The 24,854-nt window shown below is 42.9% G+C and carries 43 protein-coding genes; 6 read left to right on the forward strand and 37 right to left on the reverse strand.

Translation table 11 applies throughout. From position 1 onward, the window contains the following. Positions 1-208: 208 nt before the first annotated feature. Positions 209-754: a gamma carbonic anhydrase family protein gene (locus tag PR809_RS19270; RefSeq protein WP_206276760.1), complete on the forward strand. Its 546-nt coding sequence runs from the start codon at positions 209-211 to the stop codon at positions 752-754. On the opposite strand, the gene PR809_RS19275 is transcribed toward PR809_RS19270, so the two are convergent. Genes PR809_RS19275 through dprA form a run of 5 tightly spaced genes read right to left on the reverse strand, consistent with a single transcriptional unit; the run spans position 730 to position 4,034 of the window. Beyond that, positions 730-990, reverse strand: coding sequence for a DUF1488 domain-containing protein (locus PR809_RS19275; RefSeq protein WP_206276761.1), 261 nt, complete (start codon positions 988-990; stop codon positions 730-732). The genes PR809_RS19270 and PR809_RS19275 overlap by 25 nt on opposite strands. After that, positions 987-1,805, reverse strand: coding sequence for a shikimate dehydrogenase (gene aroE, locus PR809_RS19280; protein WP_102140612.1), 819 nt, complete (start codon positions 1,803-1,805; stop codon positions 987-989). Before aroE ends, PR809_RS19275 begins: the two co-directional genes overlap by 4 nt. 6 nt (positions 1,806-1,811) lie before the next feature. Continuing rightward, positions 1,812-2,381, reverse strand: coding sequence for an L-threonylcarbamoyladenylate synthase type 1 TsaC (gene tsaC, locus PR809_RS19285; RefSeq protein WP_102140611.1), 570 nt, complete (start codon positions 2,379-2,381; stop codon positions 1,812-1,814). Positions 2,382-2,390: 9 nt separating this feature from the next. Then, entirely contained in the window at positions 2,391-2,933 is a 543-nt protein-coding gene (locus PR809_RS19290) for a DNA topoisomerase family protein (protein WP_102140610.1), read from the reverse strand. Between the two features lie 24 nt (positions 2,934-2,957). After that, a complete protein-coding gene (gene dprA, locus PR809_RS19295) occupies positions 2,958-4,034 on the reverse strand; it encodes a DNA-processing protein DprA (protein WP_206276762.1) in 1,077 nt (358 codons plus the stop codon). Between the two features lie 133 nt (positions 4,035-4,167). Between dprA and def the strand changes: the two genes are divergently transcribed. From def to mscL, 5 genes are all read left to right on the forward strand, one after another. Then, on the forward strand, positions 4,168-4,689 hold the full coding sequence (gene def / locus PR809_RS19300) for a peptide deformylase (protein WP_004907170.1): 522 nt from the start codon (positions 4,168-4,170) through the stop codon (positions 4,687-4,689). 28 nt (positions 4,690-4,717) lie between these two features. Then, a complete protein-coding gene (fmt, locus tag PR809_RS19305) occupies positions 4,718-5,665 on the forward strand; it encodes a methionyl-tRNA formyltransferase (RefSeq protein WP_166268289.1) in 948 nt (315 codons plus the stop codon). A gap of 69 nt (positions 5,666-5,734) precedes the next feature. Next, complete coding sequence (gene rsmB, locus PR809_RS19310) at positions 5,735-7,018, forward strand: 16S rRNA (cytosine(967)-C(5))-methyltransferase RsmB (RefSeq protein WP_102140608.1); 1,284 nt, start codon at positions 5,735-5,737, stop codon at positions 7,016-7,018. 36 nt (positions 7,019-7,054) lie between these two features. Further along, complete coding sequence (gene trkA / locus PR809_RS19315) at positions 7,055-8,431, forward strand: Trk system potassium transporter TrkA (RefSeq protein WP_102140607.1); 1,377 nt, start codon at positions 7,055-7,057, stop codon at positions 8,429-8,431. Between the two features lie 105 nt (positions 8,432-8,536). Beyond that, positions 8,537-8,947 carry a large-conductance mechanosensitive channel protein MscL gene (mscL, locus tag PR809_RS19320; protein WP_102140606.1) on the forward strand — a complete coding sequence of 137 codons (411 nt, stop codon included), beginning with the start codon at positions 8,537-8,539 and terminating at the stop codon, positions 8,945-8,947. Here mscL and PR809_RS19325 read toward each other — a convergent pair whose 3' ends face one another. The 32 genes from PR809_RS19325 to bfd all read right to left on the reverse strand — a co-directional run bounded on the left by PR809_RS19325 (position 8,948) and on the right by bfd (position 24,582). Further along, complete coding sequence (locus PR809_RS19325) at positions 8,948-9,148, reverse strand: alternative ribosome-rescue factor A (RefSeq protein ID WP_442959987.1); 201 nt, start codon at positions 9,146-9,148, stop codon at positions 8,948-8,950. It lies immediately after the preceding gene. A gap of 33 nt (positions 9,149-9,181) precedes the next feature. Continuing rightward, positions 9,182-9,598, reverse strand: a complete 417-nt coding sequence (zntR, locus tag PR809_RS19330) for a Zn(2+)-responsive transcriptional regulator (RefSeq protein WP_102140615.1) — start codon at positions 9,596-9,598, stop codon at positions 9,182-9,184. A gap of 132 nt (positions 9,599-9,730) precedes the next feature. After that, positions 9,731-10,117: a 50S ribosomal protein L17 gene (rplQ, locus tag PR809_RS19335; RefSeq protein ID WP_004907152.1), complete on the reverse strand. Its 387-nt coding sequence runs from the start codon at positions 10,115-10,117 to the stop codon at positions 9,731-9,733. A gap of 37 nt (positions 10,118-10,154) precedes the next feature. Beyond that, positions 10,155-11,144, reverse strand: coding sequence for a DNA-directed RNA polymerase subunit alpha (locus PR809_RS19340; RefSeq protein ID WP_004265491.1), 990 nt, complete (start codon positions 11,142-11,144; stop codon positions 10,155-10,157). A 25-nt stretch (positions 11,145-11,169) separates the two neighbouring features. After that, on the reverse strand, positions 11,170-11,790 hold the full coding sequence (gene rpsD / locus PR809_RS19345) for a 30S ribosomal protein S4 (protein ID WP_004265487.1): 621 nt from the start codon (positions 11,788-11,790) through the stop codon (positions 11,170-11,172). Positions 11,791-11,827: 37 nt separating this feature from the next. Next, positions 11,828-12,217 (reverse strand): 30S ribosomal protein S11, encoded by a 390-nt coding sequence (gene rpsK / locus PR809_RS19350; protein ID WP_002919257.1) that lies wholly within the window; start codon positions 12,215-12,217, stop codon positions 11,828-11,830. A 16-nt stretch (positions 12,218-12,233) separates the two neighbouring features. Next, complete coding sequence (gene rpsM, locus PR809_RS19355; RefSeq protein ID WP_004907144.1) at positions 12,234-12,590, reverse strand: 30S ribosomal protein S13; 357 nt, start codon at positions 12,588-12,590, stop codon at positions 12,234-12,236. A 145-nt stretch (positions 12,591-12,735) separates the two neighbouring features. Next, positions 12,736-12,852, reverse strand: coding sequence for a 50S ribosomal protein L36 (gene rpmJ / locus PR809_RS19360; RefSeq protein ID WP_004265484.1), 117 nt, complete (start codon positions 12,850-12,852; stop codon positions 12,736-12,738). Positions 12,853-12,898: 46 nt separating this feature from the next. Continuing rightward, positions 12,899-14,224, reverse strand: a complete 1,326-nt coding sequence (gene secY, locus PR809_RS19365; RefSeq protein WP_004265481.1) for a preprotein translocase subunit SecY — start codon at positions 14,222-14,224, stop codon at positions 12,899-12,901. 7 nt (positions 14,225-14,231) lie between these two features. After that, the gene (rplO, locus tag PR809_RS19370; RefSeq protein WP_004265478.1) at positions 14,232-14,666 is read right to left on the reverse strand and encodes a 50S ribosomal protein L15; all 435 of its coding nucleotides are present in this window, start codon (positions 14,664-14,666) and stop codon (positions 14,232-14,234) included. Positions 14,667-14,669: 3 nt separating this feature from the next. Further along, on the reverse strand, positions 14,670-14,849 hold the full coding sequence (gene rpmD, locus PR809_RS19375; protein WP_004265475.1) for a 50S ribosomal protein L30: 180 nt from the start codon (positions 14,847-14,849) through the stop codon (positions 14,670-14,672). Between the two features lie 6 nt (positions 14,850-14,855). Beyond that, positions 14,856-15,356, reverse strand: a complete 501-nt coding sequence (gene rpsE / locus PR809_RS19380; protein ID WP_006657022.1) for a 30S ribosomal protein S5 — start codon at positions 15,354-15,356, stop codon at positions 14,856-14,858. Between the two features lie 14 nt (positions 15,357-15,370). Continuing rightward, positions 15,371-15,724 (reverse strand): 50S ribosomal protein L18, encoded by a 354-nt coding sequence (gene rplR / locus PR809_RS19385; RefSeq protein WP_004907138.1) that lies wholly within the window; start codon positions 15,722-15,724, stop codon positions 15,371-15,373. Between the two features lie 9 nt (positions 15,725-15,733). Continuing rightward, complete coding sequence (gene rplF, locus PR809_RS19390; protein WP_102140605.1) at positions 15,734-16,267, reverse strand: 50S ribosomal protein L6; 534 nt, start codon at positions 16,265-16,267, stop codon at positions 15,734-15,736. A 14-nt stretch (positions 16,268-16,281) separates the two neighbouring features. Further along, positions 16,282-16,674 carry a 30S ribosomal protein S8 gene (rpsH, locus tag PR809_RS19395; RefSeq protein WP_042847562.1) on the reverse strand — a complete coding sequence of 131 codons (393 nt, stop codon included), beginning with the start codon at positions 16,672-16,674 and terminating at the stop codon, positions 16,282-16,284. A 29-nt stretch (positions 16,675-16,703) separates the two neighbouring features. Next, positions 16,704-17,009: a 30S ribosomal protein S14 gene (gene rpsN / locus PR809_RS19400; RefSeq protein WP_004265458.1), complete on the reverse strand. Its 306-nt coding sequence runs from the start codon at positions 17,007-17,009 to the stop codon at positions 16,704-16,706. 12 nt (positions 17,010-17,021) lie between these two features. After that, the gene (gene rplE / locus PR809_RS19405; protein WP_006816328.1) at positions 17,022-17,561 is read right to left on the reverse strand and encodes a 50S ribosomal protein L5; all 540 of its coding nucleotides are present in this window, start codon (positions 17,559-17,561) and stop codon (positions 17,022-17,024) included. A gap of 15 nt (positions 17,562-17,576) precedes the next feature. After that, positions 17,577-17,891 (reverse strand): 50S ribosomal protein L24, encoded by a 315-nt coding sequence (gene rplX / locus PR809_RS19410; protein WP_004265452.1) that lies wholly within the window; start codon positions 17,889-17,891, stop codon positions 17,577-17,579. A gap of 10 nt (positions 17,892-17,901) precedes the next feature. Then, the gene (rplN, locus tag PR809_RS19415) at positions 17,902-18,273 is read right to left on the reverse strand and encodes a 50S ribosomal protein L14 (RefSeq protein ID WP_004265449.1); all 372 of its coding nucleotides are present in this window, start codon (positions 18,271-18,273) and stop codon (positions 17,902-17,904) included. 176 nt (positions 18,274-18,449) lie between these two features. Then, positions 18,450-18,704: a 30S ribosomal protein S17 gene (gene rpsQ / locus PR809_RS19420; RefSeq protein ID WP_042847566.1), complete on the reverse strand. Its 255-nt coding sequence runs from the start codon at positions 18,702-18,704 to the stop codon at positions 18,450-18,452. Continuing rightward, a complete protein-coding gene (rpmC, locus tag PR809_RS19425) occupies positions 18,704-18,895 on the reverse strand; it encodes a 50S ribosomal protein L29 (RefSeq protein ID WP_004265442.1) in 192 nt (63 codons plus the stop codon). The genes rpsQ and rpmC overlap by 1 nt, the downstream gene beginning before the upstream one ends. After that, positions 18,895-19,305, reverse strand: coding sequence for a 50S ribosomal protein L16 (gene rplP / locus PR809_RS19430; RefSeq protein WP_004265436.1), 411 nt, complete (start codon positions 19,303-19,305; stop codon positions 18,895-18,897). The genes rpmC and rplP overlap by 1 nt, the downstream gene beginning before the upstream one ends. Positions 19,306-19,317: 12 nt before the next feature. Further along, on the reverse strand, positions 19,318-20,019 hold the full coding sequence (gene rpsC / locus PR809_RS19435; RefSeq protein WP_004907131.1) for a 30S ribosomal protein S3: 702 nt from the start codon (positions 20,017-20,019) through the stop codon (positions 19,318-19,320). Between the two features lie 17 nt (positions 20,020-20,036). Continuing rightward, positions 20,037-20,369, reverse strand: a complete 333-nt coding sequence (gene rplV, locus PR809_RS19440) for a 50S ribosomal protein L22 (RefSeq protein ID WP_004265430.1) — start codon at positions 20,367-20,369, stop codon at positions 20,037-20,039. A 15-nt stretch (positions 20,370-20,384) separates the two neighbouring features. Next, the gene (gene rpsS, locus PR809_RS19445; RefSeq protein ID WP_004265426.1) at positions 20,385-20,663 is read right to left on the reverse strand and encodes a 30S ribosomal protein S19; all 279 of its coding nucleotides are present in this window, start codon (positions 20,661-20,663) and stop codon (positions 20,385-20,387) included. Positions 20,664-20,677: 14 nt separating this feature from the next. Continuing rightward, positions 20,678-21,502, reverse strand: a complete 825-nt coding sequence (gene rplB / locus PR809_RS19450; RefSeq protein WP_004265422.1) for a 50S ribosomal protein L2 — start codon at positions 21,500-21,502, stop codon at positions 20,678-20,680. Positions 21,503-21,521: 19 nt separating this feature from the next. Then, on the reverse strand, positions 21,522-21,824 hold the full coding sequence (rplW, locus tag PR809_RS19455; RefSeq protein WP_004265420.1) for a 50S ribosomal protein L23: 303 nt from the start codon (positions 21,822-21,824) through the stop codon (positions 21,522-21,524). Next, a complete protein-coding gene (rplD, locus tag PR809_RS19460) occupies positions 21,821-22,426 on the reverse strand; it encodes a 50S ribosomal protein L4 (RefSeq protein WP_004265418.1) in 606 nt (201 codons plus the stop codon). The genes rplW and rplD overlap by 4 nt, the downstream gene beginning before the upstream one ends. 16 nt (positions 22,427-22,442) lie before the next feature. Further along, a complete protein-coding gene (rplC, locus tag PR809_RS19465; protein ID WP_004265414.1) occupies positions 22,443-23,072 on the reverse strand; it encodes a 50S ribosomal protein L3 in 630 nt (209 codons plus the stop codon). Positions 23,073-23,104: 32 nt separating this feature from the next. Next, positions 23,105-23,416, reverse strand: a complete 312-nt coding sequence (gene rpsJ, locus PR809_RS19470) for a 30S ribosomal protein S10 (protein WP_001181005.1) — start codon at positions 23,414-23,416, stop codon at positions 23,105-23,107. Positions 23,417-23,765: 349 nt separating this feature from the next. After that, a complete protein-coding gene (gene bfr, locus PR809_RS19475) occupies positions 23,766-24,239 on the reverse strand; it encodes a bacterioferritin (RefSeq protein ID WP_102140604.1) in 474 nt (157 codons plus the stop codon). Positions 24,240-24,381: 142 nt separating this feature from the next. Beyond that, positions 24,382-24,582 (reverse strand): bacterioferritin-associated ferredoxin, encoded by a 201-nt coding sequence (bfd, locus tag PR809_RS19480; protein WP_004265412.1) that lies wholly within the window; start codon positions 24,580-24,582, stop codon positions 24,382-24,384. Positions 24,583-24,854: the final 272 nt, after the last annotated feature.

Genomic DNA, 24,854 nt, shown 5'->3' on the forward strand with positions numbered 1-24,854 from the left:
CCTTCAGAATTACACAACCTTTTTTTTAAAAAAAAACTCCGTTTGCGGATAAAATAGCCACCTTGTACTTTTTCACTGCATAACGATTATAAAAAGAACGACTTCATGACTATAATTCTAGCTTTAGCAACCTACTTGGCTCATAAATTCATAATGAACTAACGAGTTATTTAACAGCTATCCTTTATTTCTTTTTACGGTTATCACTATGAATACACTTTTACGTCCTTATTTAGGTATTTACCCTTCGATTAATGCACGCGTTTTCATTGACCCATCTTCAGTTGTAATTGGGGATGTTCGCGTAGCTGATGATGTCAGTATTTGGCCTCTCAGTGTTTTGCGTGGTGATGTTAACTATATTTCTATTGGCGCGCGCACCAATATTCAAGATGGCTCAGTTCTACATGTCACACATAAGTCGGCAAGTAATCCAGAGGGGAACCCGTTAATCATTGGAGAAGATGTCACCATTGGCCATAAAGTTATGTTACATGGCTGCACCATAGGAAATAGAGTTCTCGTGGGAATGGGTTCAATTGTCATTGATGGGGCTATAGTCGAGGATGATGTTATTATTGGAGCTAATAGTTTAGTGACACAAGGAAAAAGGCTCGAAGCCGGTTACTTATATACAGGGAGCCCAGCAAAAGCCATACGAAAATTGACTGATGCTGAGTTAGGCCATTTACGTTATTCAGCGAATAACTATGTTGAATGGAAAAATAACTATTTAGCTTCTGATAATACGTAAAGCCCATCTTCACTATCGAGGCCTTGTTCAATCAAGGCTTCAAACTCTTCTTCTATATCCCATCGATATTGCTGAAATAACCTCAGAGGCGTTTCTTCTTTACCATAACGTTGAAATAACAATGACTGAGGAATTGCACATTCAGCAAGCATTCCGCTGATCAATACAGGAAAACGTACTTGTTTGGATAGCTCATCCCACACTTCTCTATCAGGAAATTGAATCTGCTGATTCATCCTTTCAATTCCTTATATAAGGTAGATAGAACAGGTGCGATTTCGGGAAGAATGCCATGCCATAGTTTAAAAGAAAACGCGGCTTGCCCTACTAGCATACCTAGGCCATCGGCTATTTTAGTCACTTGATGTTGAGTCGCAAACTCAAGGAAGGGCGTTAATGATGATTGATAAAACATGTCATAGCATGCAACTTGATCGCTAAACACATTTGGATTGATTGCAGGAACCTCTCCACTTACACCAGATGAAGTCGCATTGATGACCAGATCAAAATCAGCAGATACGATCTGTGAGATCTCTTTCCCACACATTTTACCTAGTGCTGAAAATTCATTAACTAATAATTCAACCTTAGAAAAGGTTCTATTCGCCAAAGTGATATCACAACCATATTCTAAAAGTGGCAATAATGCTCCACGTGTCGCACCACCAGCACCAATCATTAATATTCGGCTATTTGGATGAATAAACTTTAAACGTTGCAAATCTAACAAAAGCCCCATTCCATCTGTGTTGTCCCCCAGCAATCGATTATCATCAAGCTTCATAACCGTATTAACTGCACCACAAGTTTGAGCTCTTGTCGTTAATTCAGAAACAACCTGAAAAGCACGCTCTTTAAATGGCAATGTAATGTTTGCGCCCTTTCCACCTTGTGAAAAAAAACCTATTAGGCTTTGTTCGAATCCCTCTACAGGCGCTAGAATTTTTTCATATTCAAGGGCAATCCCTGTTTGCTCTGCAAACATTTTATGTATAACAGGTGATTTACTGTGTTGAATTGGATTACCAAAAACCGCAAACATTTCCATAGTATATTATCCTTTACGATATAACTGCCCGGTTTTGGCATCTCTTATTTCAGATGGATTTTGACGGCCACCAACTATTCCATCAAGGACAGGAATACTTCCATCAAACTGCTCCATAACTTCTTCCGTTGTTCTACATGGCTCTAATCCACTTAAATTAGCACTTGTAGATACCAGAGGCTTGCCATAATGACGACACAAATTTTTTACTAATTCATGGTCTGTAACTCGCACTGCGATGGTATCAAACTGACCAGTCAACCATTTTGGCGTCGTTACTTTTGCGGGGATCACCCATGTTACTGGCCCCGGCCATGTTGCAAACATCGCTTGTTTCTGATCTTCCGTTAACTGCTCATCATCTATATAGTTTTTTAATTGTTCGTAACTATCAGCGATAAGGATTAATCCTTTTTCCCAAGGGCGTTGCTTCAATTCTAATAACTTACGTACTGCCGTTTCGCTATCAGGGTCACAGCCTAGTCCAAATACTGCTTCTGTTGGGTAGGCTATAACCTCCTCGTGCTGTAATGAACTTATGATACTTTCAATTGCAGGTGTAGATATATTTGACATAGTTTTAACTCATTGTTCTTCTTGTTGCTTACCGCAGCGTTTGCTGGCACAAAATAATCTTACTCCCTGTCCCCCCCTTTTTTCCATAAGTAATGGATACTCACAATACTCACATTTACCAGTAATAGGCTTATTATTTAATATAAACTGACAGTTAGGGTAATTATCGCAAGCATAAAAAGTCTTACCGAAACGTGATTTTCTCTGTAATAAATTCCCTTTTTGGCATTGCGGGCACGAAATTTTAGTTTCATCCGGTTTATCAATTAGCTCAATGTGTTCACATTCAGGATAATTACTACACCCAATAAACATGCCAAATCGCCCTTGTTTCAGCACTAAGTCATAATTGCATTTCGGACAATGTTGACCTTCTAATACTTTAACAATATGACTTTCTACCGTAGGCCTTAGCGGCCTCATATAATGACATTGTGGATAACTTGAACAGCCTAAAAACGGCCCATGTGAACTATTGCGAATAACAAGCAAAGAATCGCATTCTGGACAATGTTCATTTTTTTCTGTATCGAAGGGCAGTTGCTTAGACATGTTTTTCTCTACTGTTGCTTTTAACTAAGTTAATCTGGTATACCCACCAGCCCCCGAGCTAACTACCCCATTAATTTCCATCTCAGTTAATATGGTAATAATTTGAGTAACTGGAATTTGGGTTTGTTCTGCAATGACATCTACTGGTGTCGCTTGGTACCCCACCATACCTAAAATTTTATTTTCTACCACATTAAACTCAAGTGGTGTCTCTTCTATAGGTAATTCTGTTTGTATCCAATTTAACCCATCACCGATATGCTGCAAAACATCCTCAGGTTCAGCTAATAGATAAGCTCCTTGCTGTAATAGCCAATGGTTACCATGAAATGCAGGATTGCCCAATGGAGCAGGTAATGTAAATAAATCACGGTTTTGCTCTAATGCATATCTAGCAGTTATCAGTGAGCCACTTTTCATTCCTGCTTCGATGACAATAACTGCTTTACTTAACCCACTAATAATACGGTTTCTCTTGGGAAATTGCTTAGGTAATGGCGGTGCATCTGGCCAATATTCTGAAACCAAAGCACCATAGCTTTTGATTTTTTCAGCTAATTCAGTATGTTGTCGCGGGTAAATATTCGCTAATCCGCTACCTAAAACCGCAATTGTCTCACCTCGATTATCAAGAGCAGCTTTATGACTTATACCGTCAATACCTAATGCAAGCCCACTTGTGATAGTTATACCATGGCGCACGAAACTCTTTACAAATAGGTTAGTCCATGTTCTGCCGTATTCACTTGCTCTACGACTTCCGACTATAGCAATTTGGGGTGTTACCAATAATTCACTTTTGCCCACGACAAAAAATAAAAGAGGGGGGCGGTAGATTTGCTTTAATAAAAAAGGGTAATGCGGGTCACAAAAAGTAACCATTTGATGATGTTTATTTGAAAGCCATGCCTGTACTTTCTCAAGCCGGTGCATGGACACATTCATAAATTGTAATTGTTGTATTTCATTCAAGCCATGATGATGTAAGGCCTGATAACTAATTTTATTTAATTGTTTTAGCTCATTAATTATTCTTACTGCATGTAAAGGTAATAGCCTTTTAACCTGCGACATCCTTAACCAAATCTCTTGGGTATTCATTATTGTCATCCTGACTCATTAACAGATAGGTTATTTAGTGAACAAATCGTAACCAATACTGTCAATATGAAGGAGAAATGTCTAGAATAGTCATTAATTCCCTTTCACATTTTGGAAACCGCTCGAAAAATTTATGTCAGTCTTAAACGTATTACATTACCCAGACGAACGCTTACGCACAATCGCTAAGCCAGTAGACAAAGTTGATGCTTCTATACAGCGTATCGTTGATGATATGTTCGATACCATGTATGAAGAAGAAGGTATTGGCCTTGCAGCAACACAAGTCGATATCCATCAGAGAATCATCGTCATTGATGTGTCCGAAACCCGTGATGAGCGTTTGGTTCTTATTAACCCTGAATTACTTGATAAATCTGGGGAAACGGGTATCGAAGAAGGTTGCTTATCTATTCCAGAACAACATGGTTTCGTCCCTCGCGCTGAACAAGTAAAAGTTCGCGCACTAAACTATAACGGTGAGTCTTTTGAACTAGAGGCTGATGGTTTATTAGCTATCTGTATCCAACATGAAATGGACCACCTTGTTGGTAAGCTATTTGTCGACTACTTATCACCTTTAAAACGTCAGCGCATCCGCCAGAAAGTTGAAAAATTAGACAGACTAAGAGCAAAAGAAGCCAAAAATAGCTAATTCGCTACATATAAATAGGGAAATTAACGTGTCAGAGCCATTGAAAATTATTTTTGCGGGTACACCAGATTTTGCGGCCAAACACTTAGCCGCTCTCTTAGATACCAGACACAAAGTCGTTGGCGTCCTCACTCGCCATGACAAACCTGCTGGAAGAGGCAAAAAGTTAACACCGAGTCCTGTCAAGGTTCTCGCTGAAGAACACCAACTACCTGTTTTTCAGCCAGTTTCTCTTAAGGATAGCGAAAACCAGCAGTGGATAAAAAACCAAAATGCTGACCTAATGATAGTTGTTGCCTACGGTTTGATTTTACCGCAAGCAGTTCTCGATATCCCTCGCTTAGGTTGCTTGAATGTTCACGGCTCTTTACTGCCTCGCTGGAGAGGAGCTGCACCTATTCAACGTTCTATTTGGGCTGGTGATACGGAAACTGGTGTGACTATTATGCAAATGGACGCAGGTTTAGATACTGGTGACATGCTTTACAAAGCAATCTGTCCAATTACCCCTAATGATACTAGCGCCTCGTTATATGATAAATTAGCAATAACAGGCCCTGAAGCATTAATTCATACTGTTGAAATGCTATCTTCAGGCCAATGCATTGCTGAAAAACAAGACGGGTCATTAGCAAATTACGCAGAAAAATTATCGAAAGAAGAAGCTCGTATTAATTGGCAAGATGATGCTGTACATATTGAGCGTTGCATTCGTGCTTTCAATCCTTGGCCAATGAGCTATTTCATGGTTGAAGAACAACTCATTAAAGTTTGGCAAGCTGAAGTACTCACAGAAGCCCATGATAAGCAACCAGGAACAATTATTAGCGCTGATAAAAAAGGTATATCCATTGCCACAGGAAATGGCATACTAAATATTACTCAGCTACAACCGCCTGGCAAGAAAGCAATGAGTGCACAAGATATCCTAAACTCTCGTCGCGAATGGTTTATCCCAGAGCAAATTCTAGCATAACGAACTTGTAAACAGCCTGATGCCTTCAGGCTGTTTTATTTCAGTCACTAATGAATTCATCTTCTCTATATGAAAAATACATATAATTTACGCAGTATTGCGGCAACAGCAATTAACCAAGTCCTTGATAATGGCCAATCATTAAGTACTGTACTGCCTGACTTACAGCGTAATATCAATGATAAAGACAAAGCATTATTACAAGAAATTTGCTTTGGTGTTCTACGTTATTTACCTAAGCTTGAATGGTTTATTAACCAGCTAATGGAAAAACCATTAACGGGTAAACAAAGAATTCTACATTACTTAATCATGGTTGGTATCTACCAGCTCCTTTATACTCGCATTCCCCCTCATGCGGCATTAGCTGAAACAGTAGATGGAGCGGTTGCACTGAAAAAGCCCCAATTAAAAGGGCTTATTAATGGCGTGTTACGTTCATTTCAGCGCCAGCAAGCACAGCTAGAAGAGAGAATAGCTAACAACACTAGCCAATATTTGCATCCGAGCTGGTTATTAAAACGCCTACAAACAGCCTATCCAGATGATTGGCAATCTATTATTGAGGCAAATAACCAACGACCACCTATGTGGTTAAGAGTAAATTCTCAACATCACACTGCTGCACAGTATCTCAACTTATTAGAGCAGTCTGAGATAACCGCACATTTGCACCCTTTACACCCAAATGCTATTCGGTTAGATGAACCCACCGCAGTATCTCGTCTTCCGGGCTTTGAAGATGGCTGGTCTACAGTACAAGATGTCTCGGCTCAAGGCTGTGCTGAATTGCTAGAACCTCAAAATGGGGAAAGTATTTTAGATTTATGTGCTGCACCCGGTGGAAAAACAACCCATATTTTGGAGCTAGCTCCTAAAGCGAATGTTATTGCTGTAGATATCGATGAACATCGCCTTAAAAGAGTAAAAGAAAATCTGATTCGCCTTAAGCAACACGCTGTTGTTATACAAGGAGACGGTACACTCCCCGAAACATGGGCTAAAGATCAGCGATTTGATCGTATTTTACTTGATGCTCCTTGTTCTGCTACAGGCGTTATTAGGCGTCATCCTGATATCAAATGGCTACGTCGTGACTCAGACATAAATGAATTAGCGCAGCTACAAGCTCAAATTCTTGAAGCTATCTGGCCTTATTTAAAACCGGGCGGCACGCTAGTCTATGCGACTTGCTCAATTATGCCCGAAGAAAATGGAAAGCAAATACAATATTTCCTATCTAAACATAATGATGCCAGTCTAAATGATGGAACCGATGCTGGGTTACAAGTATTACCAAGTACTCATGGTGGTGATGGTTTCTTTTATGCACGCTTAGTCAAAAAAGTGTAGTAAATTGTAGCCAGCTCTCTGATATAGGAAGATGTAATGAAGATCATTATTCTAGGTGCTGGGCAAGTTGGCGGAACACTTGCTGAAAATTTAGTTGATGAGAACAATGATATTACCGTCGTTGATACCGATGCTGATCGGTTACGTCAATTACAGGATCAATTCGATCTTCGAGTGGTAAATGGTCATGGTTCTCACCCTAGAGTGCTTCGAGATGCAGGCGCAGAAGATGCGGATATGTTGGTAGCGGTCACCAATTCCGATGAAACTAACATGATTGCTTGCCAAATTGCGTATAGCCTATTTAATACCCCAAATAAGATAGCGCGTATCAGGGCGACTGAATATATCCGTGAAGCCGACAAATTGTTTCTACCTGAACAAATCCCGATTGACTATTTAATATCGCCAGAACAATTAGTTATCGACTATATCTATAAATTAATTCAATACCCTGGCGCGCTTCAGGTTGTAAACTTTGCAGAAGGCAAAGTCAGCATAGTTGCTGTAAAAGCTTATTACGGCGGTTCACTCGTTGGTAATGCGCTATCGAGCTTGCGCGAACACATGCCACATATTGATACTCGTGTTGTCGCTATTTTCCGCCAAGATAGGCCTATTCGCCCACAAGGCTCAACAATCATTGAAGCAGGTGATGAGGTTTTTTTTGTTGCTTCAACGCAACATATCCGAGCTGTAATGAGTGAGCTGCAAAGACTAGAAAAACCCTACAAACGTTTGATGATAGTGGGTGGTGGTAACGTCGGAGCCGGCCTAGCAAGGCGACTAGAAAAAGATTACAGCGTGAAACTTATTGAGCGCAACCAGAAGCGCGCAACAGAACTTGCTGAGTTACTGCATGATACCATTGTATTTTATGGCGATGCATCCGACCAAGAGTTACTCACAGAAGAACATATTGAGCAAATGGATGTTTTTATTGCCCTAACAAATGATGATGAAGCTAATATTATGTCTGCAATGTTAGCAAAAAAAATGGGCGCTAAAAAAGCAATGGTCCTTATACAACGCTCTGCATATGTTGAACTCGTTCAAGGAGGGGTAATTGATATTGCGATTTCACCTCAACAGGCAACAATTTCTGCTTTATTAAGCCATGTTAGAAAAGCGGATATAGTCAATGTTTCATCTTTAAGAAGAGGCGTAGCGGAAGCTATTGAAGCAATTGCACACGGTGATGAAAATACGTCAAAAGTGGTTGGTAAAAAAATATCTGAAATTAAACTTCCTCCAGGAACTATTATTGGTGCAATTGTTCGTGAAGAAGAAGTCATTATAGCTAGTGATTACCATACCATTGAACAAGGCGACCATGTCATTATGTTTATTACAGATAAAAAATATGTACCCGAAGTTGAAAAATTATTCCAACCAAGTCCATTCTTCTTATAAAAATAAACATAGTAAATATTTGTAGCTTAATAATTTTAGCGACTATAATTTGTTAACCTAATACATGTTTTGTTTCAATTGAATTATTTATTAAGGGGTCGTCTAATGAGCTTTTTAAAAGATTTCCGCGAATTTGCTATGAAGGGCAATGTAGTGGATATGGCAGTTGGTATTATTATTGGTGCTGCATTTGGTAAAATTGTATCTTCATTAGTTGCTGATATCATCATGCCTCCGCTAGGTTTACTGATCGGAGGTGTTGATTTCAAATCATTCAGCGTGGTATTAAAGGAAGCACAAGGGGATTTACCTGCAGTAGTACTAAATTATGGTATGTTTATACAAACCGTTTTTGACTTCGTTATTGTTGCATTCGCTATCTTTATGGCAATTAAGATCATGAATAAAGTTCGCCGTGAAAAAGAAGCAGCACCAGCTGAACCAGCTCCACCATCTAAAGAAGAAGTCCTGTTATCAGAAATACGTGATCTTTTAAAAGAACAAAATAAAAATTAACTAAAAGGCCAGTGGTAATAAGTAAATAACCCTATTACCACTGGCCTCCCAATTAACTGAATTCTTATTCTTTTCCTTTCTTGTATAACTTCCTTTCCCTTTTTTATTTTTTTCAACTCTTTGACGAAATAGTGGGTCATGGAGTAATGCTTCAATCGCATTATCTTTAATCTCACCACGTTTATGTTGATATTTGCTCATAACATACCTTTATATAGTTAACAGATTATAGAATTAATAAACTTTAGACGCCCCTTTTTCTAATATCTCCATAATAGAGCAATAGGTTGTCGCATGTTCTTCACCACAACATGCCGAGCTTAACATTTTCAGTGAATCACGCATAATAATAAGCTCTTGTATCTTTTTTTCAACTTCAAGTAATCTGAGATCAACAATCTGTTTAGATTCTTGACAGGTATGATGTTCTGGATCCACTCGAATTGAAAGCAGTTCAGTGATAGCTTCTAAAGTAAAGCCTAGCTGCTTTGCATAACGAATAAAACGTAATCGCTGGAGGTCTTTCTCAGTAAATAACCGATACCCACCTTCAGTTCTCTCTTTATGCCCCATCAAACCTTGTTTTTCATAAAAACGGATCGTATCAGGCGTCACATCTGCGAGCCTAGCAATTTCACCTATCTTATACATGCTCATCGTACTCACCTGTAAGTAAGGGTTAATCACGAAAAATTCAAGGGAAAAAATTATTTGGAAAGATAAGAATAGCAGGTACAAAAAAACCGGGCAAATATACCCGGTTTTCTTGAAAGCGACGGCAGATTACTCTGCTGCTGCTTCTTGAGACTCAACAGCACGGTCAACAAGCTCGATGTAAGCCATCGGAGCGTTGTCACCTGTACGGTAGCCACACTTAAGAATACGAGTGTAACCACCTGCACGAGCTGCAAAACGAGGTCCCAGTTCATTAAATAATTTTGCAACGATCTCGTTATCACGAGTACGTGCGAATGCCAGACGACGATTAGCTACGCTGTCGGTCTTGGCAAGAGTAATCAGCGGCTCAACGACGCGACGCAGTTCTTTCGCTTTAGGCAGAGTCGTCTTGATGATCTCATGACGAACTAAAGAACCTGCCATGTTACGGAACATAGCTTGGCGGTGGCTGCTGTTGCGGTTCAATTGACGACCACTCTTACGATGGCGCATGACCTTATCCTTCTCAGTAAAACCTTAACCTGTGATCTTAATCATCAGCAATACTTGCTGGTGGCCAATTTTCTAGACGCATGCCCAGAGAAAGACCACGAGATGCCAAGACGTCCTTAATTTCAGTAAGAGATTTCTTACCAAGGTTCGGAGTTTTGAGCAACTCAACTTCTGTACGCTGTACCAGATCACCGATGTAGTGGATAGCTTCTGCTTTGAGGCAGTTAGCAGAGCGGACAGTCAATTCCAGATCGTCAACTGGGCGCAATAAGATAGGATCGAATTCTGGTTTTTCTTCTTTAACTTCAGGCTGACGAACATCACGTAAGTCAACAAAAGCTTCAAGTTGTTCAGCCAGAATGGTTGCCGCACGGCGAATCGCCTCTTCAGGATCGATTGTACCGTTAGTTTCCATTTCAATAACTAACTTATCCAAGTCTGTACGTTGCTCAACACGAGCTGCTTCAACATTGTAGGCAATACGCTCTACTGGGCTGTAGCAAGCATCGACTAACAAACGACCGATTGGGCGCTCATCTTCTTCCGAATGAACTCGGGCAGAAGCCGGCACATAACCACGACCACGCTGTACTTTAATTCGCATATTAATAGATGCGCTTTCGTCAGTAAGGTGGCAGATGATGTGCTGTGGCTTGACGATTTCGACATCACCATCATGGATGATGTCGGCTGCAGTCACAGGGCCAATGCCAGATTTATTCAAGGTTAAAATAACTTCATCTTTCCCCTGAACTTTTACCGCCAGCCCTTTCAGGTTGAGGAGAATCTCCAGGATATCTTCCTGTACACCTTCTTTGGTGCTGTACTCATGCAGTACACCATCAATCTCAACCTCTGTCACCGCACAACCCGGCATAGACGAAAGCAGAATACGGCGCAGTGCGTTACCAAGAGTATGGCCAAAGCCACGCTCTAAAGGCTCAAGGGTCACCTTAGCGTGCGTCGAACTCACTTGCTCGATATCTACCAGGCGCGGTTTTAGAAACTCTGTCACAGAACCCTGCATTGTGTCCTCTCTTTGGTGCTAAGCTTTACTTGGAGTAAAGCTCGACGATCAGGTGTTCGTTAATGTCCGCAGACAAGTCAGTACGTTCAGGAATACGTTTGAACACACCTTCCATTTTAGCAGCATCAACTTCCAGCCAAGTTGGCTTCTCACGCTGTTCAGCCAGCTCTAAAGCAGCCTTAATACGAGACTGTTTTTTAGCTTTCTCACGAACGCTGATAACGTCATTCGGGGAAACCTGATAAGAAGCGATATTAACTACACGGCCATTTACCATGATAGCTTTATGGCTAACCATTTGACGTGCTTCTGCGCGAGTTGCGCCAAAGCCCATACGGTAAACGACGTTATCAAGACGACCTTCAAGCAAAGTCAGCAGGTTTTCACCTGTGTTGCCTTTCAGACGTGTTGCTTCTTTGTAATAGTTACGGAATTGACGTTCCAGAACACCGTAGATACGACGAACTTTTTGTTTTTCACGTAACTGGACGCCATAGTCAGACAGACGCGGTTTACGCGCACCGTGCTGGCCTGGAGCCTGTTCTAATTTACACTTGGTGTCAATCGCGCGAACACCAGACTTCAGGAAGAGGTCTGTTCCTTCGCGACGGCTCAGCTTGAGCTTAGGACCCAAATATCTAGCCATTTTCTTTCTCCAACAGTCCTAAAAAAAACGAAACGTATTAAACGCGACGTTTTTTCGGTGGGCGACAACCGTTATGAGGGATAGGAGTCACATCAGTAATATTAGTGATGCGGAAACCAGCGGCGTTCAGAGCACGAATTGTTGATTCGCGACCCGGACCCGGTCCCTTAACCATAACTTCCAGGTTTTTGATTCCGTATTCTTTCACAGCTTCTGCGCAACGCTCTGCTGCAACCTGAGCTGCGAACGGAGTAGATTTGCGAGAACCACGGAAACCGGAACCACCGGCAGTTGCCCAACCTAATGCGTTACCTTGACGGTCAGTAATAGTAACGATTGTGTTGTTGAAAGAAGCATGGATATGAGCCACACCGTCTGAGACTTGTTTTCTTACACGCTTACGTGCACGAATTGGTGCTTTTGCCATTATTCAATACCCCGACTTATTTCTTGATCGGCTTACGCGGACCCTTACGGGTACGAGCGTTAGTCTTAGTACGCTGTCCGCGTACAGGAAGACCACGACGATGACGTAAACCACGGTAACATCCAAGGTCCATCAGACGCTTGATGCTCAGGGTAATTTCACGACGTAAGTCACCTTCTACAACGTATTTAGCAACTTCGTCACGCAGCTTGTCGATTTGTTCTTCAGACAGCTCACTGATCTTAACATTTTCAGCAATACCAGTTGCTTCACAGATAGCCTGTGAACGGGTCTTGCCGATGCCGAAAATCGATGTTAAAGCGATTACGGTATGTTTATGATCAGGAATGTTAATGCCTGCTATACGGGCCACTATGCACTCCTAAGTTAAAATATACATTACTGTGCTGAAAAGCCCGTTTTCAGGATACTCAAACAATAATGTATCTTAGATAAAAAAGATTGGCTGGCTAATTTAGCCAGCTCAACCCAACTTTGCAAGAAAAAAATGCTTTTTCTTAACCTTGACGTTGTTTATGTCTTGGTTCAACACTGCAAATTACACGAACGCTACCATTGCGACGAATAATTTTGCAGTTACGGCATAATTTCTTGACGGAAGCACGAACTTTCATTTTTACTCTCCGTAACTTCTAAGCAAACCATAACCACACTAAGTGATTACTTACCTTTCAGGTTTGCTTTCTTCAATGCAGACTCATACTGACTTGACATCATTAGAGTTTGCACTTGAGCCATAAAGTCCATGATAACGACAACCACGATTAAGAGGGAAGTACCACCAAAATAGAAAGGTACTTTCATTGCGTCACGCATGAACTCCGGGATTAGGCAGATGAAGGTAATATATAATGCGCCAACTAGTGTTAAGCGAGTCATTACCTTATCAATGTACTTGGCCGTTTGCTCTCCCGGACGAATTCCTGGTACAAATGCACCGGACTTCTTCAGGTTATCTGCCGTTTCTCTTGGGTTGAAAACCAACGCCGTATAGAAGAAACAGAAGAAGATGATCGCAGATGCATAAAGTAGCACATATAACGGTTGACCAGGCTGCAAATACATAGAAATAGTCGTCAGCCAGTCCCAGCCAGTTCCATCACCAAACCAAGATGCTATTGTACCCGGGAATAGTATGATACTGGAAGCAAAAATTGCAGGAATTACACCCGCCATATTCACTTTTAACGGTAAATGTGTACTTTGTGCTGCATAAACACGGCGACCTTGCTGACGTTTAGCGTAGTTAACGACGATTCGGCGTTGTCCACGTTCCATAAACACAACAAAGAAAGTAACCGCGAATACTAACACCGCAACCAACAGCAACAGGAGGAAGTGCAGATCGCCCTGCCGAGCTTGCTCGATGGTATGGCCAATGGCCGGCGGTAATCCCGCAACAATACCAGCGAAGATAATGATAGAAATACCGTTACCGATACCTCTTTCAGTTATCTGTTCACCCAACCACATTAGGAACATTGTTCCTGTGACTAAGCTAACAACTGCCGTAAAGTAGAACGGGAGGCCTGGATCAATAACTAACCCTTGCATCCCTGGCATATTCGGTAGACCCATTGCAATACCAATAGATTGGAATATTGCTAATACCAGAGTACCCCAGCGAGTATATTGGCTTATCTTCCGACGACCTGCTTCTCCTTCCTTCTTGATCTCTGCTAATCGTGGATTAACCACAGATAATAATTGGATAATAATCGATGCCGAAATATACGGCATGATACCCAAAGCAAAGATAGAAGCACGGCTAAGAGCACCACCAGAGAACATGTTAAACATTTCAATGATGGTGCCTTGTTGCTGTTCGAGCAATTTGGCAAGCACAGTGGCATCAATACCAGGGATTGGAATAAAAGAACCAATTCGGAAAACAATTAGCGCACCAATTACAAACAAAAGTCTGCGTTTAAGTTCGCCAGCTCCACCTTTGGCACTTTGAAAATCTAATCCTGGTTGTTTAGCCATCTGTCACTTATTCCTCAATTTTACCGCCGGCAGCTTCGATTGCAGCGCGAGCACCTTTAGTAACACGAAGGCCACGTACAGTAACTGCACGGTTCACTTCGCCAGACAGAATAACTTTAGCGTATTCAATCTGGATGCCAACAACGTTCGCGGCTTTCAGTGCGTTCAGATCAATAACATCGCCTTCAACAGCAGCAAAATCAGACAGACGAATCTCTGCAGTGATCATTGCTTTACGTGAAGTGAAGCCGAATTTCGGCAAACGACGGTATAAAGGCATCTGGCCACCTTCGAAACCACGACGTACGCCACCGCCAGAACGAGATTTCTGACCTTTGTGACCACGGCCGCCGGTTTTACCCAGACCAGAACCGATACCACGACCTACGCGTTTAGGCGCGTGCTTGGCACCTTCAGCCGGAGACAGAGTATTTAAACGCATCTCTTACTCCTCAACTTTAACCATGTAGGAAACCAAGTTGACCATACCACGTACAGCAGGAGTATCCTCGCGCTCTACTGTATGACCAATGCGACGCAGACCTAAACCGACCAGTGTTGCCTTATGCTTAGGCAGACGACCGATTGAACTGCGAACTTGTGTAATTTTAATAGTCTTAGCCATAGCCGATTACCCCAGAATTTCTTCGACGGATTTTCCACGCTTAGCTGCGACCATTTCTGGAGACTTCATGCTGTCTAAAGCATCCAGTGTTGCACGAACCACGTTGATTGGGTTTGTGGAACCATAGGTTTTAGCCAGTACGTTGCGAACTCCAGCTACTTCTAAAACAGCACGCATTGCACCGCCGGCAATGATACCGGTACCTTCGTGAGCAGGTTGCATAAACACACGAGAACCAGTGTGTGTACCTTTCACAGGGTGGAACAATGTGCCGTTGTTTAGAGCAACGGTTTTCATACTGCGACGGGCTTTTTCCATCGCTTTCTGGATTGCTGCCGGAACTTCGCGCGCTTTGCCGTAGCCAAAACCAACGCGACCGTTACCATCACCAACTACAGTCAGTGCGGTAAAGCTGAAAATACGGCCACCTTTAACGGTTTTTGCTACGCGGTTTACCGCGATCAGCTTTTCCTGCAGTTCGCCAGCTTGTTTTTCGATGTGAGACATCTTACACCTCTACCTTAGAACTGAAGGCCAGCTTCACGGGCAGCATCTGCCAGTGCCTGGACTCTACCATGATATTGGAAACCAGAACGGTCAAAAGCAACAACAGTGATGCCTTTTTCCAGTGCGCGTTCAGCAACTAACTTACCAACAATTGCTGCTGCGTCTTTGTTTCCAGTAAACTTAACTTGTTCATTGATAGCTTTTTCTGTAGTAGAAGCTGCAACCAATGTTTCAGAACCGTTCGGTGCGATAACCTGCGCATAAATATGGCGTGGAGTACGATGTACCACCAGGCGAGTCGCACCCAACTCTTGGATCTTACGGCGTGCGCGGGTCGCACGACGGATACGAGCTGCTTTCTTATCCATAGTGTTACCTTACTTCTTCTTAGCCTCTTTGGTACGCACGATTTCATCGGCGTAACGAACACCTTTACCTTTATAAGGCTCAGGACGACGGTAAGCACGCAGTTCTGCTGCAACTTGACCAATCACTTGCTTATCCGCACCTTTCAGTACGATTTCAGTTTGTGTTGGGCATTCAGCAGTAATGCCTGCTGGCAGTGCGTGTTCAACCGGATGCGAAAAACCTAAAGACAAGCTTACAGCATTGCCTTTGATTGCTGCACGGTAACCAACACCGACCAGTTGAAGCTTTTTAGTGAAGCCTTCGGTAACACCAACAACCATTGCATTGCACAGTGAACGAGTCGTACCCGCTTGTGCCCATGCATCTTCAAAACCTTCACGAGGAGCGAAAGTCAGTTGGTTGTCTTCGTTTTTAACTTCAACTGCATTATGGATAGTACGAGTAAGCTCGCCGTTTTTACCCTTAATCGAAATAACCTGACCGTTGAGTTTTACCTCTACGCCGGCAGGAATGACGACGGGTGCTTTTGCCACACGAGACATTCTTTCCTCCCGAATTAAGCTACGTAGCAGAGAATCTCGCCACCAAGACCAGCTTGGCGAGCTGCACGATCAGTCATGACACCTTTAGAGGTAGAAATAACAGCGATACCTAAACCAGCCATAACTTGTGGCAGCTCATCTTTTTTCTTATAGATGCGCAGACTTGGGCGGCTTACACGCTGAATGCTTTCTACAACAGCCTTACCTTGGAAATAACGTAAAGTCAGTTCCAGTTCTGGCTTGATGTCGCCTTCAATTTTAAAATCTTCAATATAACCTTCTTCCTTCAGCACTTTGGCAATTGCCACTTTCAGCTTGGAGGAAGGCATGGTGACCGCAACTTTGTTCGCGGCCTGACCGTTACGGATACGGGTCAGCATATCCGCGATGGGATCTTGCATGCTCATCTGTCTTTACTCCCGTGATTCAAATGGAATTACCAACTTGCCTTTTTAAGGCCCGGGATTTCACCGCGCATAGCGGCTTCACGGACTTTAATACGGCTCAGACCAAACTTCCGCAGGAAACCGTGCGGACGCCCTGTTTGACGGCAGCGATTACGCTGACGAGAAGGACTTGAATCACGTGGCAGTGTTTGCAGCTTGAGAACAGCGTCCCAGCGATCTTCATCAGATGCTTTAACATCAGAGATGATAGCTTTCAGTTCTACGCGTTTTGCGAAGAATTTCTCAGCTAATTTAGCACGTTTAACATCACGCGCTTTCATAGATTTCTTAGCCATGAGTACCCTGCCTTACTTGCGGAACGGGAAGTTGAACGCTGCTAACAGTGCGCGACCTTCGTCATCTGATTTCGCAGTAGTGGTGATAGTAATATCTAAACCACGTACGCGATCCACTTTATCGTAATCGATTTCAGGGAAGATGATTTGTTCACGAACACCCATGCTGTAGTTACCGCGACCATCGAAAGACTTAGCGGGCAAGCCACGGAAGTCACGAATACGTGGTACAGCAATAGAAATCAGACGCTCAAGGAACTCCCACATGCGTTCGCCACGCAGGGTTACTTTACAGCCGATTGGATAGCCCTGACGGATTTTGAAGCCTGCAACAGATTTGCGTGCTTTGGTGATCAAAGGTTTTTGACCTGAGATCGCTGTTAAATCAGCTGCTGCGTTATCCAGCAGTTTTTTATCAGCAATCGCTTCACCAACACCCATATTCAGGGTGATCTTCTCGACCCGAGGGACTTGCATGACAGAAGTGTAATTAAACTCAGTCATGAGCTTATTAACTACTTCGTCTTTATAGTAATCATGCAGTTTCGCCATCGTATACTCCAAAAATTACTTGATAGTTTCACTGTTAGACTTGAAGAAACGGACTTTTTTGCCGTCTTCGAATCTAAAGCCTACACGGTCAGCCTTGCCAGTTGCCGCGTTAAAGATTGCAACGTTAGAAACTTGAATAGCCGCTTCTTTTTCAACGATGCCACCTGGTTGGTTCAGAGCCGGTACAGGCTTCTGATGTTTTTTAACCAGATTGATACCTTCAACGATAACTTTACTAGAAGAAATAACCTGTTTTACTTTACCGCGCTTACCTTTGTCTTTCCCAGTTAGCACGATAACTTCGTCATCACGACGGATTTTCGCTGCCATAGTTCGCTCCTTAGAGTACTTCAGGTGCCAGAGAGATAATTTTCATAAACTTCTCATTACGAAGTTCACGAGTTACCGGCCCAAAAATACGCGTACCGATTACTTGCTCGCTGTTGTTATTTAATAACACACAAGCATTACCATCGAAGCGAATGACAGAACCGTCAGGGCGACGTACACCCTTCTTGGTGCGCACCACTACCGCTTTCAGGACATCACCCTTTTTAACTTTACCGCGTGGAATTGCTTCTTTAACAGTAATTTTAATGATGTCGCCTACATGTGCATAGCGACGGTGCGAGCCACCTAGAACCTTGATACACATTACGCGACGTGCACCGGAGTTGTCGGCCACGTTCAGCATAGTCTGTTCTTGGATCATTTTAGTGCTCCGCTAAATGTCAACTACTACTGAGCCACCTCATTATGAAGAGGCCGTTCAAATATACCCATACTACGAGGGCGCGGCATTATAACACCACATCATCGTGTTGGACAGAAAAAAATAAACGGCTCAGTCAAAAAAGAGCCGTTTATTCATCAGGAAAAGTTATTCTATTACAGAACAGCTTTTTCTACAACGCGAACTAAGGCCCAAGACTTAGTCTTAGACAGTGGACGAGTTTCGCGGATTTCTACCACGTCACCGATTCCACATTCATTGTTCTCGTCATGTACGTGCAATTTAGTCGTACGACGGATGAATTTACCATACAGAGGGTGTTTCACCATACGCTCGATAGCAACAACAATAGATTTCTCCATTTTATCGCTAACTACACGACCTTGCAGAGTACGGATTTTATCGCTCATTACGCACCTGCCTTCTCAGTCAGTAAAGTCTTCACACGTGCGATATCGCGACGCACTTGTTTCAACAGATGAGACTGTTGCAGCTGACCACTTGCAGCCTGCATACGTAAATTAAATTGTTCACGTAACAGGTTCAAAAGTTCAGCATTCAGCTCTTCAACGCTTTTTTCGCGCAGCTCTTGTGCTTTCATTACATCACCGTCTTAGTTACAAAGGTGGTTTTGATAGGCAGTTTCGCTGCTGCCAAAGAGAATGCCTCACGAGCCAGCTCTTCAGGCACACCGTCCATTTCGTATAGAACTTTACCAGGCTGGATTAAGGCAACCCAATATTCTACGTTACCTTTACCTTTACCCATACGAACTTCGAGTGGTTTCTCAGTGATTGGTTTGTCTGGGAACACACGGATCCAGATTTTACCTTGACGCTTAATAGCACGGGTCATAGCACGACGTGCCGCTTCGATCTGACGTGCAGTCAGACGACCACGGCCAACAGCTTTAAGACCGAAAGTGCCGAAGCTAACATCCGTACCTTGCGCTAGACCACGGTTGCGGCCTTTGTGCACCTTACGGAATTTTGTACGCTTTGGTTGTAACATCAGCGACTCTCCTTACTTGCGGCCTTTACGCTGCTGCTTTTTAGGTTGAGCAGCTGGTTTCTCAGCTTGTTCAACAGCAGCCATACCACCCAGAATCTCACCTTTGAAGATCCATACCTTAACGCCGAGAACACCGTAAGTGGTGTGCGCTTCTGAAGTGTTGTAATCGATATCAGCACGTAATGTGTGCAGTGGCACACGGCCTTCACGATACCACTCGGTACGAGCGATTTCAGCACCGCCTAAACGGCCACTGACTTCAACTTTAATACCTTTAGCGCCCAGACGCATTGCGTTCTGTACTGCACGCTTCATAGCACGACGGAACATAACACGACGTTCCAGCTGTGAAGAAATGCTGTCAGCAACTAATTTAGCGTCTAGTTCTGGTTTACGAACTTCGGCGATATTGATTTGCGCAGGAACACCAGCGATATCCGCTACTGTTTTACGCAGTTTTTCAACGTCTTCACCTTTCTTACCGATAACGATACCTGGGCGAGCAGTGTGAATAGTCACACGGATGCTTTTCGCAGGACGTTCGATAACGATGCGAGAGATTGACGCTTTTGCCAGTTCTTTATTCAAGTACTGACGTACTTTAAAATCGCTGTCTAGGTTGTCAGCGAATTCATTGGTGTTCGCATACCAGGTAGAGTTCCAAGGTTTGACAATACCCAGGCGAATACCATTAGGATGTACTTTCTGACCCATTGCTAGTCTCCAGAGTCTCAGCGATCGGACACAACCACAGTAATGTGGCTGGTGCGCTTAAGAATACGATCTGCACGGCCTTTCGCACGCGGCATGATGCGTTTCATGGTTGGACCTTCGTCTACGAAAATTTTCGCAACTTTCAGGTCATCAATGTCAGCGCCATCGTTTTGCTCTGCGTTAGCAATTGCAGATTCAAGTACTTTCTTCACTAAACCAGCAGCTTTCTTGTTGGTGTAGGTCAGAATTTCCAGAGCTTGCGACACTTTCTTACCGCGAATCAGGTCGGCAACTAAGCGAACCTTCTGGGCAGAAGAACGAGCGTGGCGATGCATAGCTAAAGTTTCCATCTCTTCCTCCTATCCTTAACGTTTCTTAGCTTTCTTATCTGCCGCGTGGCCGCGATAAGTGCGAGTCGGTGCGAATTCACCCAGTTTGTGACCAACCATTTCGTCGGTTACAAAAACTGGAACATGCTGACGACCATTATGGACAGCGATGGTCAATCCGATCATATTAGGAAAGATCGTTGAACGACGGGACCAAGTCTTAAGAGGCTTCTTGTCTCCGCTTTCCACCGCTTTCTCTACCTTCTTCAGCAAGTGCAGGTCAATAAAAGGACCTTTCTTGAGAGAACGTGGCATGGTTTATCCTCTAATTATTTTTTAGAACGATGACGTACGATGAATTGATCAGTACGCTTGTTGCTACGAGTTTTCTTACCTTTGGTTTGAACGCCCCATGGTGTTACTGGGTGTTTACCAAAGTTACGGCCTTCACCACCACCATGTGGATGGTCTACTGGGTTCATCGCAGTACCGCGAACGGTAGGACGAACACCACGCCAGCGGCTAGCACCAGCTTTACCGAGAACACGTAACATATGTTCAGCGTTACCAACTTCACCAAGAGTTGCACGGCAATCAGCTAAAACTTTACGCATTTCACCAGAACGCAGACGTAATGTGACATAAGCACCATCACGAGCAACGATTTGAGCGTAAGTACCTGCTGAACGCGCTAACTGTCCACCTTTACCTGGTTTCAGTTCGATGTTATGAACTGTAGAACCAACAGGGATGTTGCGCATCGGCAGTGCGTTACCAGCTTTGATTGCTGAATCAACACCAGATTGAATCTGGTCGCCAGCTTTCAGGCCTTTTGGTGCAAGAATATAACGACGTTCACCGTCTTTATATAGAACCAGTGCAATGTTCGCAGAACGATTTGGATCATACTCCAAACGCTCAACAACTGCAGGAACACCGTCTTTGTTGCGTTTGAAGTCAACTAAACGATAATGCTGCTTATGGCCACCACCGATATGACGGGTAGTGATACGGCCATTGTTGTTACGACCACCGGATTTGCTGTTTTTTTCTAACAGCGGAGCATAAGGTTTACCCTTATGCAGCTCAGGGTTAACCACTTTAACTACGTGGCGACGGCCCGGAGACGTAGGTTTACATTTAACAACTGCCATTGTTCTTTACTCCTCCGACTTACTCAGCACCGCTAATGAAGTCCAAATTTTGGCCTTCTTTCAGCGTGACGTAAGCTTTTTTCCAGTCGCTACGACGACCGAAACGCTGACCGTGGCGTTTAGTTTTGCCTTTAACCAGCAAAGTGTTAACACCTTCAACTTCAACTTCAAACAGTTTCTGTACAGCAGCTTTGATTTCTGCTTTAGTCGCGTCTTTCGCAACTTTGAGAACGATGGTATTGCTTTTTTCCATCGCTGTAGAAGCTTTTTCAGATACATGCGGCGCGCGCAGTACTTTTAGCAGACGTTCTTCACGGATCATGCCAGCATCTCCTCAACTTGCTTCACAGCATCAGCAGTCATAACCACTTTGTCGAAGGCGATCAGGCTAACTGGATCAATACCTGCTGCATCACGAACGTCAACCTTATACAGGTTGCGCGCTGCTAAAAACAGATTTTCATCTAATTCAGCAGTGATGATCAGAACATCTTCCAGAGCCATATCTTTCAGTTTCTGTGCCAGCAACTTAGTTTTAGGTGCTTCAACAGAGAACTTCTCGACAACGATCAGACGATCTTGACGTACCAACTCAGAGAGGATGCTTTTTAAAGCACCACGGTACATCTTCTTATTTACTTTTTGACTGTGGTCCTGTGGTTTAGCTGCGAAGCTAACACCACCAGAGCGCCAAATTGGGCTCTTTACTGAACCAGAACGTGCACGGCCAGTACCTTTTTGACGCCATGGTTTTTTACCAGAACCAGAAACTTCAGCACGAGTTTTCTGAGCACGAGTACCTTGACGAGCACCAGCTGCATACGCAACAACTACTTGGTGAACAAGCGCTTCATTGAAATCACGCCCGAAGGTAGTTTCGGAAACAGTCAGCGCGCTTTGCGCGTCTTTCATTACCAATTCCATTCCTATCTCCTCGACGTTAAGCCTTGACAGCCGGTTTTACGATCAGGTTGCTACCAGTTGCTCCTGGAACAGCACCTTTGACCAGCAGCAGGTTGCGCTCAGCGTCAACACGTACTACATCTAAGCTTTGAACGGTTACACGCTCATTACCCAGTTGGCCTGCCATTTTCTTGCCTTTAAACACTTTGCCCGGAGTCTGGTTTTGACCGATAGAACCCGGAACACGGTGAGACAAGGAGTTACCGTGAGTAGCATCTTGAGTACGGAAATTCCAGCGCTTAACTGTGCCGGCAAAACCTTTACCTTTAGATGTACCAGTAACGTCGACTTTTTTAACGTCAGCGAAAATTTCAACGCTAATGCTTTGACCTACTGTGTATTCTGCACTATCTTCAATGCGGAATTCACGCAGGATACGGCCAGCTTCGACGCCAGCTTTAGCGAAATGACCTGCTTCAGGCTTAGTTACACGATTAGCTTTTTTGCTACCAGTAGTAACCTGAATTGCATTATAACCGTCAGTTTCTGCAGTTTTAACCTGAGTAACACGGTTATTTTCAATTTCGATAACAGTTACAGGTATAGAAACGCCATCTTCAGTGAAGATACGAGTCATACCGACTTTCTTACCGACTAAACCTTTCATTGTTTCAACCTCTCAATCGTTCGACGACCTGATTAACCCAGGCTGATCTGCACGTCAACGCCGGCAGCCAGGTCCAGACGCATCAGAGCATCAACGGTCTTTTCGGTTGGCTCAACGATGTCAACCAGACGCTTGTGAGTGCGAATTTCGTACTGATCACGCGCATCTTTGTTAACGTGCGGAGAAATCAGAACGGTAAAACGCTCTTTACGTGTCGGCAGCGGGATAGGACCACGAACTTGCGCACCAGTGCGCTTAGCAGTCTCTACGATTTCCGCAGTTGATTGATCGATTAAACGATGATCAAAAGCTTTCAGGCGGATACGGATTCTTTGGTTCTGCATGAGACCAGAGCTCCAACTATTTATAAACGTAAAATGATTACTCCTCGTACCCATTTCGATTGATGGGAGAGTGTAATCGTTCTTGATGTAACTTCCAAATCGGAAGTATTGTCTAAATGAGCAACAAATCGTTGACTCAATACTGATATTTCAGTCCTAAAATATAGGGCTTACTCATCAGTAAGCCCGCGCATTATACGTAAATTATAGGGAAACACAAGTAATCGAGGAAAATATGTGCGTTTTTTTTGAAGAGAATTATCGAAAAGCCCCCTCAATCTTGAAAAGAGAGATAACTGGGGGGCTTTTTATACAAATTTACTTAGTTAATGACCGTAGGAATACTATGTTATTCTTCTTTAACCTGCGCTTGTAGGTAATTTTGGAGCCCCAAACGGCTAATTAGCCCCAATTGGGTTTCTATCCAATCAATATGGTTTTCTTCATCAGCTAAAATTTCAATCATCAGATCTCGACTGACATAATCATGAACCGAGTCCGCATATTTAATAGCTTCTTTTAGATTCTTTGCTCCATCGATTTCAAGCTGCAAATCTGATTTCAACATCTCTTCAACATCTTCACCGATATTTAACTTGCCAAGGTCTTGTAAGTTAGGAATACCGTCGAGAAACAAAATTCGCTCTATATATTTATCTGCGTGTTTCATTTCATCGATTGATTCGTGATATTCCATCTCATTGAGACGGGTAAGTCCCCAATTTTTAAACATACGTGCATGCAAAAAATATTGGTTGATTGCAACTAGCTCATTGCCCAGTAGTTTATTTAGGTGGGCTATCATTTTTTTATCACCTTTCATTTCTACCTCCATCGCTTCCAGTCTTTTAAGTGTAGTACTGAAATTGATGTTAGTATAATTTTCACTCAATGCATTTAAACAAAAATATTGTTAAACAAAAGATGGTAGGTTTCGAGGGAATAAATTTGAGTGGTATTAAAGACTATGCAACCTCAGTGGCACACGCATCCTCAAAAATCATTTGTTCTTCATATAAAATTGCCTTTGTTTGTCTAATACACTTTCCACATTCTAAGCCTACAGGCAAAATTTGCCGTAGGCCCTTCAACGAGGTCACTTGATATTTTCTTGCGGCATTTCTGATCTGTTTATCAGTAATGGCTTCACAAAGGCAGATGTACATGATGCTTACCTGTATAAATCACATACAGATAGTTTAAATAAAAATGATTTGCATTTCAATTATCATTACCAGTGATTTACAAAGACCCTTAATTAGTAATAAGTCTGTTTTCAAGTAATTTAAATTAAAAGAAGAAGTTACTTACGATATGAACAATTCAACATATAAAACAATGCCACCCGATAATGGTGTTATATAGGCTAAATTTTTCTCACAGAAAATAAAAAGGGCACCTTATTTAGGTACCCTTCTTTAAAGCTAGATGAAGCTAT

It is taken from the genome of Providencia sp. PROV201 (assembly GCF_028479545.1).
Lineage (GTDB): Bacteria > Pseudomonadota > Gammaproteobacteria > Enterobacterales > Enterobacteriaceae > Providencia > Providencia huaxiensis.